Origin of the sequence: Dictyobacter aurantiacus (assembly GCF_003967515.1) — a bacterium.
GTDB lineage: Bacteria > Chloroflexota > Ktedonobacteria > Ktedonobacterales > Ktedonobacteraceae > Dictyobacter > Dictyobacter aurantiacus.
Window position 1 is genome coordinate 2,266,397 of sequence record NZ_BIFQ01000001.1, and the last position, 17,184, is coordinate 2,283,580.

Sequence of the window (17,184 nt, forward strand, 5' to 3'; positions counted from 1 at the left end):
ATATAGCCTGGGAGACAGAGGCCAGAACGCTGGTAGTCCAAGAGTTCTTCGCCCTGATGCGACCCCTTGCAGGATCACCCAGGCGCGGACCTAACCCTTCTAACACACATGCCGGCGACGCCTGGCCGCTTGCCCGATACCGTGCAGGTAAAGCGCGCGGGCGTGTGCCATGAAGTCTCCGCCGACTCAACCTATTATCGTTGATAATACTCAACCACCATCTGCTCATCGAAGGGCAGTTCAAGTTCCGCTCGAGAGGGTATGGTAATCACACGGCCCGACAGCTCATCAATGTTCAAGCTCAACCAGCTCGGAACACCCTTCTGAGCGAGCATCAACGCGCGAGCTTTGAAGTACTCAAGGCCCTTGCTGCGCTCACGGACAGTGATAACGTCGTTTGGCTTGGCAATGAAAGATGGAATGTCTGTCTTGCGGCCATTGACGGCGAAGTGACCATGGTTCACCAGCTGACGAGCCTGGGCGCGCGAATCGGCCAGACCAAGGCGATAAACCAGGTTATCCAGGCGCATCTCCAAAATCTGCAGCAGATTCTCGCTTGTTTTACCAGGGCGACCTGCGGCTGCACCGAAGTGTTTCACAAACTGGCGCTCCAGCACCCCATATGTGCGACGTACGCGCTGCTTCTCGCGCAGCTGCTTGGCATATCCGGACTCTTTACGAGCGCGGCTGGCACCATGCTGGCCAGGACGTGTATTGCGGCGCTCCAATGTGCACTTGGTCATGCACTTGTCGCCCTTTAAGAAAAGTTTTACCCCTTCACGCCTGCACAATTTGCAGACGGGACCGGTATAACGTGCCATCTAGTTCTATCCTCCTCACCGATCACTACGGCTGCTTATACACGACGACGCTTGGGCGGTCGGCAACCGTTGTGCGGAATAGGTGTAACATCTGTAATTGAAGTGACTGAGAGGCCAGCCGACTGCAAAGAGCGGATCGCAGCCTCACGGCCAGAGCCCGGGCCTTTTACAAAGACATCAATCTGTCGCAGGCCATGCTCCATCGCTTTACGAGCTGCGGTCTCCGCAGTTACCTGAGCAGCATAAGGAGTGCTCTTACGGGAGCCTTTGAAGCCCTGACCACCAGCGCTACCCCAGGAAAGAACGTTCCCATTAGGGTCGGTGAGGGTCACAATCGTATTGTTGAATGTTGCCTGAATATGAGCCTGCCCACGGGGAACTGATTTCCGTTCACGCCGCCTGATTTTGCCGGTTGGTTTCTTTTTGTCTGCCATTTTTACAATCTCTCTCCTGCGTTACTTCTTCGCTGCAGCTTTTTTCTTGCCAGCAACCGTACGTTTTGGACCACGGCGTGTGCGCGCGTTTGTACGTGTGCGCTGCCCACGCACCGGCAGGTTACGACGGTGGCGCATACCACGATAGCAGTTGATCTCGATCAGCCGTTTGATATTCATATCAACTTCACGGCGCAGGTCGCCTTCAACTTTGTGTTCGCGGTCAATAACTTCACGGAGACGATTGACTTCTTCTTCGGTCAGGTTCTTTACCCGTGTATCTGGATTAATGCGTGTACGCTCCAGGATCTTGCGACTGGTCGTCAGCCCAATACCATAGATATAGCACAGCGAAATTTCCACACGCTTCTCTCGCGGAATGTCTACGCCGGCGATTCTTGCCATCTTTTCCTCCAGCTTTGCGTTTCAATTTTTATGGGCCCATTCGCTCACTACCCACCTGACTGTGGGCGCGGGCAGGGCCGAAAATTAAAACCCCTGATTTAGCCCTGTTTCTGTTTATGTTTTGGATCTTTGCTACAGATAACCATCACCACACGTTTGCGGCGAATGATTTTGCAGCTATCACAGCGCGGTTTAACTGAGGCGCTTACTTTCATGTCTGCCTCTCCTCATATTTGACATAAAAATTCACATTGATTACCCATTGCCAGCCATCACCAGAGCCGCAAGACCTACAGCACATCAAGGCTCGCTTACTCGTTCCATGAACCAGGCAATGACGGACGGAAGTAGAGAATCACTTGAACGGATACAACATGCTTCCTACTTATCCGGCCAGTGTACCGAAAAGATACCGATAGGAGAAAAGGAACAATGATGAGCACGTGCTCAGAGCCAAACGGACGGCTCCGCACGCCAGCCAGCCAGAGGCTTCATCATCGCGCACGCCATGTTATGCGCCCTCGTGTCAGGTCATAGGGGGACAGCACAATCCTAACCTTATCACCTGGTACGATACGTATGAAGTTCATACGCATACGACCCGATAGGACAGCCAGAACCTGGTGGTTTTCATCAATCTCTACTTTAAACATGGCATTGGGGAGGGACTCCAACACTTTACCCTCAACCTCAATTTCATCCTTTTTTGGCATAACATCCTTTCCCTAGCGGCGGGACCACATTCTCTATTCCTGCATATATGCGTAGCAGTGATGCCTCGTACAGCAGCCATTGCACGAGCATTTGCGGATTATACTGCAGTTTTCAATGCACTTGAAAGTACAAAAGGGCAGCAGTATTTACTGCTGCAGCCAACTACGAATTATAGCATACTTTCTCTGAGGTGTCGAGTGGGAATTCCCTTTTTGGTCATTCCCGGCCCCGTCATACCAGAATTCTTTTTACTTATGACAACCTTGAACGGCATCAATAAGGCTTTGTGATACCTGCTCGATGCTTTGATTACCATTCACAGTCTGCAATTTGTGCTGCTGCTTATAATAATCTAGCAATCGAATGGTTTCATTAAAGAACGTGTCTAACCGTTTTTGTATCGCCTCGCCTTTATCATCGGCTCGTTGATACAGTTCACTTCCATCCAGATCACAGACACCCGGATTTTTGGGAGGATTCGTTTCAATATTATACACATGTTGATGGGCCCGGCAAATGTAGCGACCCGAAAGACGGTGAAGCAGCTCTTCACGCGGCACTTCCAGGTAAAGGCTACAATCTATAGACCGACCAACACGTGACAATCCTTGGTCAAGTGCTTTCGCCTGTGCAATAGTTCGAGGAAAACCATCCAGGAGGACTCCGTCGCGTGCATATTTCTCAGCTGAAATATGCTTCAACACCATAGCCACTGTTAAATCATCAGGAACTAATTCACCACGATCGAAGTAGGCTTGAGCCTGTTTACCAAACTCTGTGCCAGCTTCGGACTCTTTACGAAACAGGTCACCACTTGAAACATGGTGCATGCCCAGAGAGTGAGCCAGGCGCTCCGCCTGCGTCCCTTTTCCAGACCCTTGTGCACCGATCAGGATAATATTCACGATTTTCCTCCGCAGGAAATTCGAAGAAGTGCAGCACTGCACTTCCCCCTAGGAGAAAATGCTCCATCGCATTCCCCCGCAAACAATAGACATTCAAGGGAAACCAGTGAAACAGCCACCTTTAAACCCCTTGTCTAGGAAAGAAAACCTGAATAGTTACGCATCACCATCTGGGATTCCAGCTGCCGGACCGTGTCGAGCACGACGCCGACAGCGATCAGAAGCGCGGCCGCGCCCAGCATCTGATTACCACCCACACGAGCGACAAACGGCAAAACCGTAATCACTCCGAGGAATAAGGCTCCCGCCAGGGTGATACGATTCAGGATATTCATAAGATAACGACTGGTCGGTTCGCCCGGACGATAGCCCGGGATAAATGCACCCTGCTTCTGCAAGTTCTCTGGAATATTCTGCTGCTGCCACATCACATACGCATAGAAGTAGGTGAAAGCCACAACCAGCAAGAAGTTAAAGATCCAATACCACCACTCGGTGGGATTGATCAGGTTGATCGAGACCCAGAGAGCCACATTCTTGATCCAGGGCGTACTACTTGTGCTCAGATAGCGAGCAATGACCGTTGGGAAAAGCAGCATCGACGACGCGAAGATGAGCGGAATCATACCCGCGCTATTGACCTGCATCGGAATATATGTGGTCTGCGCAGACCCAACCATCATGTTACGGCCAACGTTGCGCTTGGTTGGATACTGAACAGGAACACGCCGCTGTCCCAGGTAAATATAAATGATACCCAGAATAGTGATGACACCGATGATCGCGAATACACCCAGGCTGACTACAGCGCCACTGCCACCAGACTGAGCAGCGGTAATGCCCTGCTGCACGTACTTGGGCAGGTTACTGAGGATATTAGCCAGGATGATGATCGAGATACCATTGCCGATACCTTTTTCCGTAATCAGCTCACCGAGCCAGACCAGAATCATCGTGCCGGTAATCAAGGATGCCACAATCGCGAACGACTGCAACGCATATTGAGGGTCAATCAGATTGAAGTGCTGCAACACCTGCTCTTGCTGGAAGAGCGCGCATTGGCCCAGAGCCTGCAGAAACGCCAGTGGCACCGTAATAATACGAGTGATCTGGCTGAAGCGCAGACGGCCCGCCTCACCCTGAGCAGACAAATTCTGCAACGCTGGAATGATCGGCTGCAAAAGTTGCATCACAATGGTGGCAGTAATATAGGGGTAAACAGAGAAAGCAACGATAGAGAAGTTCTGCAAAGATCCGCCTGAAAATACATCGAGCAAGCCGAGCAGCTGCCCAACCGGATTATCACCTTTATTGAAAAGACTGTTCAGACTTTTCTGCTCATCAGGTGACAACGGGACATTGATGTGGGCCAGGATGCGGAATACAAGCAGCATACCTAGCGTGAAGAGGATCTTTTTGCGCAGATCAGGGACTGTCCAGATGCTACGCAGCTTTTCCCACATGGGAGCCTCCTTTTGCGAAGAACGCAAACACAGGTCATTGCACAGCGTGTAGAAAGAGAAACAGGATGCCAGGGAGAAGTTTAACCATTCTCCCTGGCGCTGATTGGCTACTGTGCAGCTTCAGCTGTCTCCTTGTTTTCGTCCTTACGGCGTTTTGTCTTTTCGTAGACCCGCATTGGGATGATCTCCACGCTACCACCGGCAGCCTCGATCTTGGCCTTCGCGCTCGCAGAAAACTTATGCGCATGCACGGTCAGCGCGCGATCGATCTCGCCATCGCCAAGAACCTTGATCAGGCCCTTGCCCTGGGCGCGGGTCGTCAATCCCTGGGCGGCCAGATCCTCAGGACGAACCTGAGAGCCAGCCTCAAACAACTCAAGGTCTACAATATTAATAATAGTATATTCGTCGCGGAAAGCGGAAGTACCATTGCCAAGACCACGAACGAACGGTAAACGCTTGTTCAGGCGTGTCTGGCCGCCATTAAATGAGCGGTTAACATGCCCACCGGTACGGGCCTTCTGTCCCTTTGTACCACGGCCGGCGGTCTTACCGCGACCGGAGCCGTGACCACGTCCAACACGGCGCTCTGCCTTGTGAGAACCGGGAGCGGGTCGCAAATCAGAGAGTTTCACTGATAATCTCCTCTACTTGAACCAGGTGGCTCACCTTGCGGATCATGCCACGCACAGCGGGCTGATCATCATGCTCGACAGTATGCTGCAGCTTACGCAAGCCTAGAGCCTGAATCGTTGCTTTCTGATCTTTTGGGTAGCCGATAGAGCTTTTGACCCATTTTACACGCAGTTTTGCCATTTTCTCCAACTCCTATCGGCGACGATCGCCACGCTCACCGCCACCACGGCGATCACCACCGCCACGGCGGTCACCACCACGGTCACGGCGGCCGGATATCGCGCGGCTCTCACGGATCTCTTCCTCGCGAGCGGCACGGGCGGCTGCGGCCTGTTCAGCAGCGGCTGCAGTAGCTGCGGCCAGCTGCTCGGCTCGTTTGCGGCCCAAAAGCTCGACAACAGTTTTGCCACGGCGGGCGGCCTCGGCATCGGCCGAGCGCAGTTCGCGCAAACCAACGATACAGGCCTGCACGGTGTTCGCTTTATTGGTGCTGCCCAGGGTCTTGGTCAGGATGTCACGGACACCAGCTGCCTCCATAACCGCGCGCACAGCGCCACCGGCGATAACGCCAGTACCAGGGGCGGCCGGCTTCAGCAGAACCTCGGATGCGCCGAAGTTTGATTTGACAGCAAAGGGGATGGTCGTTCCGGTCAGAGGAACCTCAACCAGGTGTTTCTTGGCATCCTCAACACCCTTACGGATCGCCTCGGTATATTCGCCAGCCTTACCAAAGCCATAGCCCACGTGCCCGTTGCGATCACCAACAACCACCAGAGCACGAATGCTAAAGCGTCGGCCGCCTTTCACAACCTTGGAGACGCGGCTTACTTCCACCACGGTCTCTTCAAGGTTCAGTTTTGAAGCATCTATTCTTGCCATTTTTTCTGTCTTACTCCTCTAAATTCATGCGCGCTTTCCTTGTGCGCACGCATGAAAGGTTGCCTCGTGAGCCTAGAAATCCAGGCCACCCTCACGAGCGCCTTCAGCAAGTGCAGCGACTCGTCCATGATAGGCATAGCCACCACGGTCAAAGACAACCTGGGCAATACCCTTCTCTTTGGCACGCTGGGCAACAATCTTACCTACTTCGCGTGCCACCGCAACCTTACGGTTACCGGCAATGCCAGCGAGCTGATCAACAGGAGACTTCTTTACTTTCTTCTCCACGACTGGCGCCGCTGCGCGAGGCTGCCGCGCGCCCTTCCCTTTTTTAGCGGGCGCTTCGGCGGCAGCCTCAACGACCTCGGGCTCAGGAGCTGGCTCACTAACCTGGCTCACCTGGGGAGCAGAGGAAGACGGCTCTGGCTTAAAGTTCTTCAAGCTCTCATCCATAGATGAGGCGGCAACTATGGTCTGGCCGAGGGAATCGTCTATAATTTGCGCATAGATATGATGTCCACTGCGGAAAACATTCAAACGTGGACGTGACGAGGTTCCCGCGAAGTGGCGTCGTATACGCTGGTGCCGCCGCAGCCGCGCCTTATTGGCTTCAAATCTTTTAATCATAGTTTCATCACAAAAGATATAAGCTCATCTTTGCTTTTGATACAAAGAGGCAATCTCTTGCAATTCCCCTTTCTTTGGATACGCGCTGGCAGAAGGAGCATGGAGCGACGTGGTCGGCACTACGTCCCTCATAGTACAATCCTTCGTTATCGCGTTTTGACACAATGCTGGATCACATGAGCTGGCAAACTGGTTCCCCGCACCCGCGATCGGCACGTTGCGATATGTATCGCAGGCCGCCTGCGCAGTGCACAAGCCAGCGCACAGTCAAAAATGAGTGGGTAAATTATTGCCCACATTATAGTATCACACTCTGGCTATTGTCGCGAGTTTTCTCAGCAACGGATAGACAGAAAGTCGCATCCGCGTACGATCTAGCCAGGTTCCCCTGGATAGATCGTAACACGGATACGAAGGGGGTGCATCCTTACTTCTTCTTACCGCCGACTTTACCAGCTTTACCAGCTTTACGCCGAATCTTCTCATTCGCATAGCGGATACCTTTGCCTTTATAGGGCTCAGGCTTACGCAAGCGGCGGATTTCAGCGGCGACTGCGCCAACCAGTTGCTTGTCGATACCGCTGACACTGATCTTGGTGGCTTTGGTCGCTGCGTCGACACCATCTACCGAGAAGGTAACGCCTGCAGGTGGTTGCACCTCAATGGGGTGGGAGTAGCCAACGAGGATAACCAGGTTGTTGCCAACTTTGTTGGCACGGTAACCAACACCGTGGATCTCCAGTGACTTTGTATACCCTGTAGTCACACCGACGACCATATTGTTAACCAGGGTGCGGTACAGGCCATGCTTCGAGCGATGCTCGCGGGAATCCGAAGGGCGCGAAACCGTCAACTGCCCATTCTCAAGCTGTAGAGCCAGCTCGGGATCGATCTGCTGCGATAGCTCACCTTTGGGACCCTTGACCGTCACAAAGTTCTTATCTGTCCACTTCACGTCTACCTTTGGTGGGACAGCAATTGGAGAACGTCCAATACGAGACATTTGATACCTCCCTCTACCAGACGTAGCAGATGACTTCGCCGCCAAGACCCTGCTTGTAAGCGTTCGAACCGGTCATCAAGCCCTTTGGTGTCGAAAGAATCGCAATACCCAGTCCGCCGCGTACGCGGGGAATGTTGGCTTGCTTGGTGTATACACGCAGGCCTGGCTTGCTGACGCGCTTCAACTGCGTTACGACGGGTTTCTTGTCCACGTAACGCAAGGTCAGGCGCAGGGTGCCCTGCGGATTATCTTTCAGGATCTCGATGTCCTTAACATAGCCTTCTTCTTTAAGCACACGCGCAAGATTCAGCTTCATTTTTGAGGCTGGAATTAAAACGCGAGTATGCCGTGCTGTTGCCGCATTACGAATGCGCGTAAGCATATCCGCAATGGGATCAGTCATATTCATGGATGTTCCTCCATATCACGTAGCAGTCAAAGCCCCCGGCTTTCTTGCTACATGTCCTTTCCTCTTCGCTCGCGATTCTACCAGCTCGATTTCGTCACACCGGGCAGCTCACCGCGATGCGCACGCTCGCGGAAGCAGATACGGCAGAGACCGAATTTGCGCATGTATGCACGAGGTCGGCCGCAGACCTGGCAGCGGTTATGCTGCTGCACCTTGAAACGAGGCTTGCGCTGCGACTTTACAATCATTGAAATTTTTGCCATTCCGCCCTCCAGCGTTACTTCTTAAAGGGCATGCCCATCAATGCGAGCAGCCGTCGGCCTTCCTGATCGGTCTTCGCGGTGGTCACGATGGTGATCTCCATGCCGCGCAGCTTGTCGATTTTATCATAATCGATCTCAGGAAAGACCAGTTGTTCACGCAAGCCCAGGGTATAGTTGCCGCGTCCGTCGAATGCGTCAGGGGAGATCCCCTGGAAATCGCGGATACGGGGCAGGGCCACGTTCAATAATTTATCCAGGAAGTATTCCATACGGGCACCGCGCAGGGTTACCATGCAGCCAATCTGCATGCCTTCACGCAATTTGAAGGCCGCGACGGACTTCTTGGCGCGCGTGATCACCGGACGCTGTCCGGTGATGGCGGCCAGGTCGGCGACGGCGGCATCCATCGCTTTCGCGTTCTGGATGACCTCGCCCATGCCGATATTCACAACTACTTTGTGAATGCCCGGGACCTGCATCGGATTCTCATAGTTAAACTCTTTCTGCAGGGCCGGCACAACTTCCTGGCGATAACGCTCTTTAAATGCTGTTGCCATAATTCTTAACTCCTCGTGTTATCTGCAATAGCTTTATGGCAGTGCTTGCATATACGCACAGGACGTTCCTTCTGGTCGGCTCCCAGGGGGCGACGCTCGATGCCGACACGGGTTCGCTCACCGCACTCGGTGCAGATCAACATGACGTTGGAGACATGCAAAGGCATGGCCTTCTCAATCACGCCACCCTGCCGTGTCTGGCCCTGTGGGCGGATGTGCTTCTTCACAACATTCAGGCCCTCAACGATGACCTTGCTGTTCTGAGGAAGCGCCCGCGAAACGGTTCCTCGTTTCCCTTTATCCTTGCCAGCAAGAATTTCGACCGTGTCGCCCTTCTTGATGTTCATCTTGGCAAGGTGCAGGGGCTTTTTATCTTTTACTTGTGTTGCCATCTTCTTCCCCGTTAGAGCACTTCAGGTGCGAGCGAAACGAGTCGTGTGAAGTTCTTCTCACGCAATTCGCGGGCCACCGGGCCAAAGATACGCGTGCCACGTGGATTGTTACCGGCGGCAATAATCACGGCAGCGTTCTCATCAAAACGAATGTGCGAGCCGTCGGGGCGTGAATACTCTTTTGAGACACGCACCACAACAGCGTTTACGACTTCGCCCTTCTTTACCTGTCCATTTGGTGTGGCCTGCTTGACTGAGGCCTTAATTACGTCACCGACAGTGGCATAGCGTTTGGAAGAACCACTCATAACGCGAATGCACATAATCTCTTTAGCGCCGGTGTTGTCGGCGACTTTCAGGCGTGTTTGTGGCTGAATCATCTGTCAAAACTCCCTATTCCGCCGACTCAGCGGACTCGTCCCGCAGGTTAGGATCGACCTCAGCCACTACTTCCTCGACTGGAACAATGCCGGAACCGTATTTCACGATTTCGACCAGGCGCCAGCGCTTCAATTTACTCAGCGGGCGGCTCTCTTCGATACGTACCAGGTCGCCTACACTACAACTGTTGTTCTCATCATGCGCATAAAAGCGCGTCGTCTGTTTGAACGTACGCTTATAAATGCGGTGCTTCTTCAAGGACTCAACGACGACAACAATCGTCTTGTCCGCTTTATTGCTGACCACGCGGCCGACCTTCTGCTGGCGGCGGCTAGTTTTCTTAGCCGCTGCCAGGGCCTGCTCTGCAGTGATCGCCTTGGATTGCTGTGTCATTATTGTTCATTCTCCAATACGGTTAGGCGATGCAGGAGGCGCGCGATGTCTTTGCGCGTCTGCGCGAACACTCGGCTATTCTTCACTTCGCCACGCTGCTGTTGCAAACGGAGTTGGAACAGTTTCAGGCGCAGCTCTTTTACCTGGTTCTGCGCCTCGCCAGCCGACAATTCGGAAATTTCTTTACGGCGGTCATTAAGCTTCGACACTCTCCGCCTCCCCTCGTGTAATAAAGCGTGTCTTCACAGGCAATTTGTGACCGGCCAGGCGCACAGCTTCTTTGGCGATCTCCTGACTAACGCCGCCGATCTCAAAAATGATGCGGCCCGGTTTGACGACCGCTACCCAGTGATCTACAGCACCTTTACCGCTACCCATACGGGTTTCAGCAGGTTTGGCGGTGATTGGCTTGTCAGGGAACACGCGGATCCACACTTTACCACCGCGCTTCATGAAGCGGGTGAGCGCGATACGCGCGGACTCAATCTGACGAGCCTCCATCCAACAGGCTTCCAGAGCCTGCAGCCCATATTCGCCGAAAGAGAGTGTGTTGCCGCGCTGGGCCTCGCCTTTCATACGACCACGGTGCTGTCGACGATATTTTGTACGTGATGGTGCCAGTAACATGGCTTAGCTCTCCTCTACTCGCTCTGAGTGGTCCCGCTATCCGGCGTCGACGGTGTGGTCTCGGCAGGGGTTACTGCTGGCGCAGTATTCTCACTGACGGGTGCCTGCTGTTCAGGTCGTGGCTGGCGGGGTGGACGCTGTGGTCGATCACCTTGTGGGCGAGGACCGCGGTCTCCACCTTGCGGACGTGGACTGCGCTCACCTTGTGGACGGTCGCCAGCTGGTCTGGGTGGACGCTGTGGTCGGTCCCCTTGAGGACGTGGACCGCGGTCTCCACCACGCGGACGATCTCCTGGTGTACGTGGACCGCGCTCACCGCCCTGAGGGCGTTCGCCACGTCCACGACGCTCACCACCGCGACGCTCACCACGATCACGTGGGGCGTATGTCTGTTGCGCGGCGGCTTCCACCTGAGCCTCAGCTAACTCACGACGCTTGCTGGGCAGGATGTCACCTTTGTAGATCCACACTTTGATGCCGATAACACCAAAGGTTGTGTGGGCCTCTGTCTGACCATAATCGATGTCGGCGCGCAGGGTCTGCAACGGAACGCTTCCCTCGAACTCTTTCTCGGTACGCGCGATTTCCGCACCACCCAGGCGACCGCCACAAATTATTCGAACTCCCTTAGCATTGGCGCGCATTGTCTTCTGCACGGCCTGCTTCATCGCGCGACGGAATGAGACGCGCTTCTCTAGCTGCTCGGCAATACTACGACCAACCAGGAGAGCATCCAGTTCCGGCTGACGGATCTCGATGATATCCATGCGCACGCGGCGCTTCTTGGTCCGGCTTTCGAGAAGGTTGCGCAATCTGTCAACTTTCTCTCCGCTCTTACCGATAACAATACCAGGTTTCGCTGTATGAACTCTGACCAGGACCTGGTCCGCAGCGGTGCGCTCGATCTCGATTTTTGAAACCGAGGCATTGGCAAGTTCTTTATTGATGATCTGGCGAATCTTGAAGTCTTCGGCCAGAATATCTTTGTAATCACGCTCGGCATACCAGCGAGACTGCCATCCTCTGACGACGCCGAGTCTGAACCCATTGGGATGCACTTTATGTCCCAAAAGTGTCCTCCTTTTTGTAGTCTCTAACGACCAGCGTCTGCCGGATCATCCGAGACGATCACAGTTACATGACAAAAGCGACGTAAAATACGAGCCGCCCGACCATGTGACCGTGGTTTCACACGTTTAATCCGGAACGAATCATCCGCCACAATATTAAGAATATACAGGTCATCTGGATTGAGATTGTAGTTATTCTCCGCATTTGCCGCGGCCGAGGCCACAACCTTGCTTACAGGTGTCGCACCGGCGTTTGGCAGGAACTGGAGAATAGCCAGAGCCTCATTTACCCGAAGCCCTTTCACCGCGTTCGTAACCAGACGCATCTTGCGCGGCGGAATGCCGATATCTTTTGCAATAGCCCTGACTTGCATCTCTACCTCACAATATACCCCGAGGAAGGGGCACCTTTCTCTGGTCGGCCCCTGGGACAAACTTGTTGGTCCCTACAGATCCTCGGAGGGCTCACCGCTTGAGCCTCTTCTTAACTTACCACTAACGAACGTTGGTGGTTTTCTCATTCTTGCCGCCAGCATGACCACGATAGTGGCGGGTGGGGGCAAATTCACCTAATTTATGACCAACCATGTTTTCGCTAACGAAAACCGGTACATGAGTCTTGCCGTTGTGTACGCCGATGGTCATTCCTACCATTTCAGGAAAGATCATTGAGGCACGAGACCAGGTTTTGATCACGCGGCGGTCGCCAGTTTTGCGCATAACCAGGATTTTCTTCCTGAGCGACTCATGAATATATGGCCCTTTTTTTCTTGAGCGCGACATAGATTACTTCCTCCTCCTGCCTGCGTTGCGGCGTCGGACAATGAAGCGGTCCGTTCTCTTGTTTCTGCGAGTCTTGAAGCCCATCGCCGGCTTGCCCCAGGGTGTCTGTGGCTTACCACCAATAGGTGCGCGACCCTCACCACCACCATGCGGATGGTCTCGTGGGTTCATAACAGATCCGCGAACGGTTGGACGGCGACCCATGTGACGTGAACGTCCGGCCTTACCGATGCTCCGGTTCTCGTGGTCGACGTTGCCGACCTGGCCAATGGTGGCCATACACAGAATATGAACCTGGCGCTGCTCGCCCGAAGGCAGGCGCAGAAGGGCGTAATCGCCTTCTTTAGCCATCAACTGGGCACCAACACCAGCACCGCGACAGAGCTGACCACCACGGCCGCGCTCCAGCTCGATGTTGTGGATGGTGGTACCGGTTGGGATATTCTTCAGGGGCAGCGCGTTACCGACACGAATGTCAGCGTCCGGGCCAGCCTCGATGCGGTCACCAACCTGCAGGCCAAGAGGAGCGATGATGTAGCGCTTCTCTCCATCTACATAGTGCAGCAGGGCAATGCGCGACGTGCGGTTTGGATCATATTCGATCGCGGCCACGCGAGCGGGTACACCCAGCTTGTTGCGCTTAAAGTCAATGATACGATAGGCGCGCTTGGCACCACCGCCATGATGGCGGGTCGTGATCTTACCCTGGTTATTACGTCCGGCATGCTTTTTCAGCTTAACAGTCAGAGATTTCTCTGGTTTTGTCTTGGTGATCTCCTCAAAGGTCGATACCGACATACCGCGACGTCCAGGAGATGTTGGTCGATACTGTCTAATTGGCATCTCTCAATCCCCTATGCCTTTAATGCATCGATTGACTCACCCTCAGCAAGGGTGACAATCGCTTTCTTCCATTCGCGGGCCGCAACAGGTCGAGGAGCAGCACCACGTCGACGGATCAGCCGGGGCTTACCAGGCATGCGCAACACGTTGACCGCAACAACCTTTACGTTAAACAGTTGCTCAACCGCCCGACGGACATCAATCTTGTTGGCATTGACTGCCACCTCAAAGGTATACTGGTTACGCTCTTGCAACCGAACCGATTTCTCGGTCACGATACCCCGGCGCAGTATTTCTGTGATCTCCACAGTCTCTCCTCCTCGCCTTACGCTTTGCTCTCGGCACTTGACGCGGCTTCGTCAACGATCCTTGCGGTCGCCTCTTCCGCGCTCAGGCCTTCGCCGAAAACCATTTCGATCCAGCGCACGGTTTTCACGGGCATCACTACATAATCATGCTTCAGCAACTCCACAACGTTAATGGAGGAGACGTGCTGCACTTTAGCGGTCGGAATGTTTCGCGTCGATAATACAACGTTTTCATCGCGCTGTGGCAACATCATGAGCACTTTTTTGCCGGCGCTGTTCGGCAATTTGCTCAGAATCGTCAACATATCTTTGGTGCGAGGAGTATCCAGGACCAGATCATTCAGGACGATCAAGCTTTCGTTGGCAACTTTGTCCGATAGGACAGAGCGGATAGCCAGGCGGCGCATCTTCTTGGGCACATCATGATGGTACGGATGTGGCCTGGGACCAAAGACGGTACCACCGTGACGGAACTGTGGCGCTCGGGTGCTACCCTGACGCGCGCGACCCGTTCCTTTTTGCCGATAGGGCTTTTTATTTCCACCAGCTACTTCACTGCGAGTCTTGGTTGAGGCGTTACCCTGTCGGCGATTAACCAGTTGCGCTGTCACAACCTGGTGAAGAACCGCCATATTTGGGGCGACTCCGAACACCTGCTCGCTCAGTTCGAGCTGTTCTACGGCCTCTCCGGCCAGATTATACACTGTAGTCGAGGGCATTTCGGTTACCTCATCACATGCTTTTTAATCATGAGCAAGCCGCCATTGGCACCAGGCACCGAACCTTTGACCACCAGCAGGTTGCGCTCAGGATCAGCTTGTATTACTTGCAATTTCTTCGCTGTCACACGCACGTTACCCATTTGTCCAGCCATCCGGGTACCTTTGAGAACACGACCCGGAGTGGTGCCTGAACCAATAGAACCTGGAGCACGGTGTCGGTCCGACTGACCATGGGTCTTGGGGCCGCCGCTAAATCCATGCCGCTTGACGCCGCCCTGGAACCCTTTACCTTTGGTGGTTCCTACGATGTCAACGGACTCACCGTCGTTGAACAGGCTGACGTTTACTTCCGCGCCAAGCTCAACACCTTCGCTGTTACCATCCAGTCCCACTTCACGCAGCACACGGAATGGGCCAAGGCTTGGACCCGGACGACGCTGACGGTTCGCCTGAACCTTTAACAGCTTCTGAATCTGCTTGCTATTCTTCTTGTTGGTGTCGGTCGCTTTCTCGGCGTCCGCACCTTCGGTGCGCTGCTCTTGCTGATGGGTCTGCAACGCTTTGCGCTGTGCCTTCAATAATGGCAGGCTGTGTCCAAGATGTCCCAGTTCCGGGCGAGTTACATTTTTGGTTGTCGTCTGCTCAAAACCGAGCTGCACCGCTTCGTAACCATCGCGGGCCGCGGTCTTTACCTGCGTTACAACACAAGGTCCAGCCTCGATGATTGTAACCGGAATGACCGTTCCGTTGGGCCCAAATACCTGGGTCATGCCGACCTTCCTGCCCAACAATGCATTCAGCATACTCTTTACCTCTCTTCAACTATAGGGATAGCGTTTGCTTCCGTGGCAATCCTTACAGTTTGACTTCGATATCCACGCCTGCGGGCAGGTTCAAACGTGTCAGGGCTTCAACAGTTTTGTTGGTCGGATCGATGATGTCGATCAGACGCTTGTGTGTGCGAATCTCGAACTGTTCACGAGCATCTTTGTCGATAAATGGTGATCGCATTACCGTGTATTTATCGATCTCGGTTGGCAGTGGCACCGGCCCTGAGACTCGTGCCCCCGTCTGCTGCGCTGTATCCACGATCTGGATCGCCGACTGATCTAAAATGCGATGATCGAATGCCTTGAGGCGAATGCGGATGCGCTGTTTCACTCCCGTAGCCATTTTTCTCTCCTGATACGGATGGGGGTCAGAGGGCGATTTTGCTCATTGGTTTGTTCTGCTTGAGCAGTGTCCATGACCCCCGCTGTTTTCTTAGTTGATCACTTTGGTGCAGATACCAGCACCAACGGTGCGACCACCTTCACGAATGGCGAATTTCACGCCTTCTTCCATGGCGACCGGCTGAATCAGCTCAACTGTCATTTCGATGTTGTCACCAGGCATCACCATCTCGACACCCTCGGGCAGCTTGATCGCTCCGGTTACGTCCGTGGTACGAACGTAGAACTGTGGGCGATAGCCGTTGAAGAAGGGGGTATGGCGGCCACCCTCTTCTTTGGAGAGGACGTACACCTGCGCCAGGAAGTTCTTGTGCGGCTTGATCGAACCGGGCTTGGCCAGAACCTGGCCGCGCTCGATGTCGGTACGCTCAACACCACGCAGCAGACACCCAACGTTGTCACCAGCCATACCGGAGTCCAGCGTCTTCTGGAACATCTCAACACCGGTTACGACGACGGAGCGGGTGTTTTCCTGCATGCCGACGATCTCGATGGTGTCGCCGGTCTTGACGATGCCGCGCTCGATACGTCCAGTGGCCACGGTACCGCGACCTTTAATACCGAAGACGTCTTCCACAGGCATCAAGAATGGCTGATCGGTTGGACGTGGTGGGGTGGGGATGTAGTTGTCGACCTGGTCCATCAGCTCCCAGATACACTTGGCAGCTGGATCATTGCGGGACAGGTCGCCCTTGCTTTCGAGAGCACCCAGGGCCGAACCACGAACGACGGGAATGTCGTCGCCAGGGAACTGGTTCTTGGAGAGCAGTTCGCGTACTTCCAACTCAACCAGCTCGAGCAACTCTTCGTCATCCATCATGTCAACCTTGTTCAGGAAGACAACCATGGACGGCACTTCTACCTGACGAGCAAGCAGTACGTGCTCACGGGTCTGTGGCATCGGGCCGTCAGGAGCACTCACGACGAGGATAGCACCGTCCATCTGGGCGGCACCAGTGATCATGTTTTTAATGTAGTCAGCGTGACCAGGGCAGTCGACGTGCGCATAGTGGCGCTTCTCGGTCTCGTACTCCAGGTGAGCGATCGAGATGGTAATACCACGCTCGCGCTCCTCAGGAGCCTTGTCGATCTGGTCGAATGCTGTATATTTGGCAAGCTGAGCAGCAGATAGCACTTTGGTGATAGCTGCAGTCAGGGTCGTCTTACCATGATCAATGTGTCCGATGGTGCCAATGTTCACATGCGGCTTTGTCCGCTCGAACTTTTTCTTAGCCATGTCAATCCCTCTTAATTATTTCTTATCCTGCGAACACGCAGGACACATCGTTAAGATACTTTTACCCGGTCGGCCTGTTC

At 54.0% G+C, this 17,184-nt stretch carries 28 protein-coding genes and 1 pseudogene; all 29 read right to left on the reverse strand.

The features are described 5' to 3' along the window. Positions 1–194: 194 nt before the first annotated feature. The 29 genes and pseudogenes from rpsD to tuf all read right to left on the reverse strand — a co-directional run bounded on the left by rpsD (position 195) and on the right by tuf (position 17,104). Positions 195–821: a 30S ribosomal protein S4 gene (rpsD, locus tag KTT_RS09120; protein ID WP_126595682.1), complete on the reverse strand. Its 627-nt coding sequence runs from the start codon at positions 819–821 to the stop codon at positions 195–197. A gap of 35 nt (positions 822–856) precedes the next feature. Next, positions 857–1,255, reverse strand: a complete 399-nt coding sequence (gene rpsK / locus KTT_RS09125) for a 30S ribosomal protein S11 (protein ID WP_126595683.1) — start codon at positions 1,253–1,255, stop codon at positions 857–859. Positions 1,256–1,276: 21 nt separating this feature from the next. Beyond that, positions 1,277–1,660, reverse strand: coding sequence for a 30S ribosomal protein S13 (rpsM, locus tag KTT_RS09130; protein WP_126595684.1), 384 nt, complete (start codon positions 1,658–1,660; stop codon positions 1,277–1,279). 98 nt (positions 1,661–1,758) lie between these two features. Further along, positions 1,759–1,875, reverse strand: coding sequence for a 50S ribosomal protein L36 (gene rpmJ / locus KTT_RS09135; RefSeq protein WP_126549935.1), 117 nt, complete (start codon positions 1,873–1,875; stop codon positions 1,759–1,761). A gap of 279 nt (positions 1,876–2,154) precedes the next feature. Continuing rightward, on the reverse strand, positions 2,155–2,373 hold the full coding sequence (gene infA / locus KTT_RS09140) for a translation initiation factor IF-1 (RefSeq protein ID WP_126595685.1): 219 nt from the start codon (positions 2,371–2,373) through the stop codon (positions 2,155–2,157). A 249-nt stretch (positions 2,374–2,622) separates the two neighbouring features. Next, a complete protein-coding gene (locus KTT_RS09145) occupies positions 2,623–3,279 on the reverse strand; it encodes an adenylate kinase (RefSeq protein WP_126595686.1) in 657 nt (218 codons plus the stop codon). Between the two features lie 134 nt (positions 3,280–3,413). Continuing rightward, a complete protein-coding gene (gene secY / locus KTT_RS09150) occupies positions 3,414–4,742 on the reverse strand; it encodes a preprotein translocase subunit SecY (protein ID WP_126595687.1) in 1,329 nt (442 codons plus the stop codon). Positions 4,743–4,849: 107 nt separating this feature from the next. Beyond that, positions 4,850–5,377 carry a 50S ribosomal protein L15 gene (rplO, locus tag KTT_RS09155; protein WP_126595688.1) on the reverse strand — a complete coding sequence of 176 codons (528 nt, stop codon included), beginning with the start codon at positions 5,375–5,377 and terminating at the stop codon, positions 4,850–4,852. Next, positions 5,364–5,558, reverse strand: coding sequence for a 50S ribosomal protein L30 (gene rpmD, locus KTT_RS09160; protein ID WP_126595689.1), 195 nt, complete (start codon positions 5,556–5,558; stop codon positions 5,364–5,366). The genes rplO and rpmD overlap by 14 nt, the downstream gene beginning before the upstream one ends. A 201-nt stretch (positions 5,559–5,759) precedes the next feature. Then, positions 5,760–6,257 (reverse strand): annotated as a pseudogene (gene rpsE, locus KTT_RS09165) (30S ribosomal protein S5); the annotation flags it as partial. 72 nt (positions 6,258–6,329) lie between these two features. Further along, positions 6,330–6,884 carry a 50S ribosomal protein L18 gene (locus tag KTT_RS37920; RefSeq protein WP_443090101.1) on the reverse strand — a complete coding sequence of 185 codons (555 nt, stop codon included), beginning with the start codon at positions 6,882–6,884 and terminating at the stop codon, positions 6,330–6,332. A 427-nt stretch (positions 6,885–7,311) separates the two neighbouring features. After that, a complete protein-coding gene (rplF, locus tag KTT_RS09175; protein WP_126595691.1) occupies positions 7,312–7,887 on the reverse strand; it encodes a 50S ribosomal protein L6 in 576 nt (191 codons plus the stop codon). A 13-nt stretch (positions 7,888–7,900) separates the two neighbouring features. Further along, entirely contained in the window at positions 7,901–8,296 is a 396-nt protein-coding gene (gene rpsH / locus KTT_RS09180) for a 30S ribosomal protein S8 (protein ID WP_126595692.1), read from the reverse strand. A gap of 77 nt (positions 8,297–8,373) precedes the next feature. Next, positions 8,374–8,559, reverse strand: coding sequence for a type Z 30S ribosomal protein S14 (locus KTT_RS09185; RefSeq protein ID WP_126595693.1), 186 nt, complete (start codon positions 8,557–8,559; stop codon positions 8,374–8,376). Positions 8,560–8,573: 14 nt separating this feature from the next. Beyond that, entirely contained in the window at positions 8,574–9,116 is a 543-nt protein-coding gene (gene rplE / locus KTT_RS09190) for a 50S ribosomal protein L5 (protein WP_126595694.1), read from the reverse strand. Between the two features lie 5 nt (positions 9,117–9,121). Next, positions 9,122–9,463: a 50S ribosomal protein L24 gene (gene rplX / locus KTT_RS09195; protein WP_126599517.1), complete on the reverse strand. Its 342-nt coding sequence runs from the start codon at positions 9,461–9,463 to the stop codon at positions 9,122–9,124. A 56-nt stretch (positions 9,464–9,519) separates the two neighbouring features. Then, positions 9,520–9,888 carry a 50S ribosomal protein L14 gene (rplN, locus tag KTT_RS09200; RefSeq protein ID WP_126595695.1) on the reverse strand — a complete coding sequence of 123 codons (369 nt, stop codon included), beginning with the start codon at positions 9,886–9,888 and terminating at the stop codon, positions 9,520–9,522. Positions 9,889–9,901: 13 nt separating this feature from the next. Beyond that, positions 9,902–10,282: a 30S ribosomal protein S17 gene (rpsQ, locus tag KTT_RS09205; protein WP_126595696.1), complete on the reverse strand. Its 381-nt coding sequence runs from the start codon at positions 10,280–10,282 to the stop codon at positions 9,902–9,904. Further along, on the reverse strand, positions 10,282–10,491 hold the full coding sequence (gene rpmC / locus KTT_RS09210; RefSeq protein ID WP_126595697.1) for a 50S ribosomal protein L29: 210 nt from the start codon (positions 10,489–10,491) through the stop codon (positions 10,282–10,284). Before rpmC ends, rpsQ begins: the two co-directional genes overlap by 1 nt. Next, a complete protein-coding gene (gene rplP, locus KTT_RS09215) occupies positions 10,478–10,909 on the reverse strand; it encodes a 50S ribosomal protein L16 (protein WP_126595698.1) in 432 nt (143 codons plus the stop codon). The genes rpmC and rplP overlap by 14 nt, the downstream gene beginning before the upstream one ends. 14 nt (positions 10,910–10,923) lie before the next feature. Further along, on the reverse strand, positions 10,924–11,979 hold the full coding sequence (rpsC, locus tag KTT_RS37645) for a 30S ribosomal protein S3 (protein WP_126595699.1): 1,056 nt from the start codon (positions 11,977–11,979) through the stop codon (positions 10,924–10,926). A gap of 23 nt (positions 11,980–12,002) precedes the next feature. After that, positions 12,003–12,353, reverse strand: coding sequence for a 50S ribosomal protein L22 (rplV, locus tag KTT_RS09225; protein ID WP_126549951.1), 351 nt, complete (start codon positions 12,351–12,353; stop codon positions 12,003–12,005). A 121-nt stretch (positions 12,354–12,474) separates the two neighbouring features. After that, positions 12,475–12,762 carry a 30S ribosomal protein S19 gene (rpsS, locus tag KTT_RS09230; RefSeq protein ID WP_126549952.1) on the reverse strand — a complete coding sequence of 96 codons (288 nt, stop codon included), beginning with the start codon at positions 12,760–12,762 and terminating at the stop codon, positions 12,475–12,477. A gap of 3 nt (positions 12,763–12,765) precedes the next feature. Beyond that, the gene (gene rplB / locus KTT_RS09235) at positions 12,766–13,605 is read right to left on the reverse strand and encodes a 50S ribosomal protein L2 (protein ID WP_126595700.1); all 840 of its coding nucleotides are present in this window, start codon (positions 13,603–13,605) and stop codon (positions 12,766–12,768) included. Positions 13,606–13,616: 11 nt separating this feature from the next. Beyond that, positions 13,617–13,913 carry a 50S ribosomal protein L23 gene (rplW, locus tag KTT_RS09240; RefSeq protein ID WP_126595701.1) on the reverse strand — a complete coding sequence of 99 codons (297 nt, stop codon included), beginning with the start codon at positions 13,911–13,913 and terminating at the stop codon, positions 13,617–13,619. A gap of 17 nt (positions 13,914–13,930) precedes the next feature. After that, positions 13,931–14,632: a 50S ribosomal protein L4 gene (gene rplD / locus KTT_RS09245; RefSeq protein ID WP_126595702.1), complete on the reverse strand. Its 702-nt coding sequence runs from the start codon at positions 14,630–14,632 to the stop codon at positions 13,931–13,933. Positions 14,633–14,637: 5 nt separating this feature from the next. Then, positions 14,638–15,438: a 50S ribosomal protein L3 gene (gene rplC / locus KTT_RS09250; protein ID WP_126595703.1), complete on the reverse strand. Its 801-nt coding sequence runs from the start codon at positions 15,436–15,438 to the stop codon at positions 14,638–14,640. 52 nt (positions 15,439–15,490) lie between these two features. Then, positions 15,491–15,808, reverse strand: a complete 318-nt coding sequence (rpsJ, locus tag KTT_RS09255; protein ID WP_126549957.1) for a 30S ribosomal protein S10 — start codon at positions 15,806–15,808, stop codon at positions 15,491–15,493. A gap of 90 nt (positions 15,809–15,898) precedes the next feature. Then, positions 15,899–17,104 carry an elongation factor Tu gene (tuf, locus tag KTT_RS09260; protein WP_126595704.1) on the reverse strand — a complete coding sequence of 402 codons (1,206 nt, stop codon included), beginning with the start codon at positions 17,102–17,104 and terminating at the stop codon, positions 15,899–15,901. Positions 17,105–17,184: the final 80 nt, after the last annotated feature.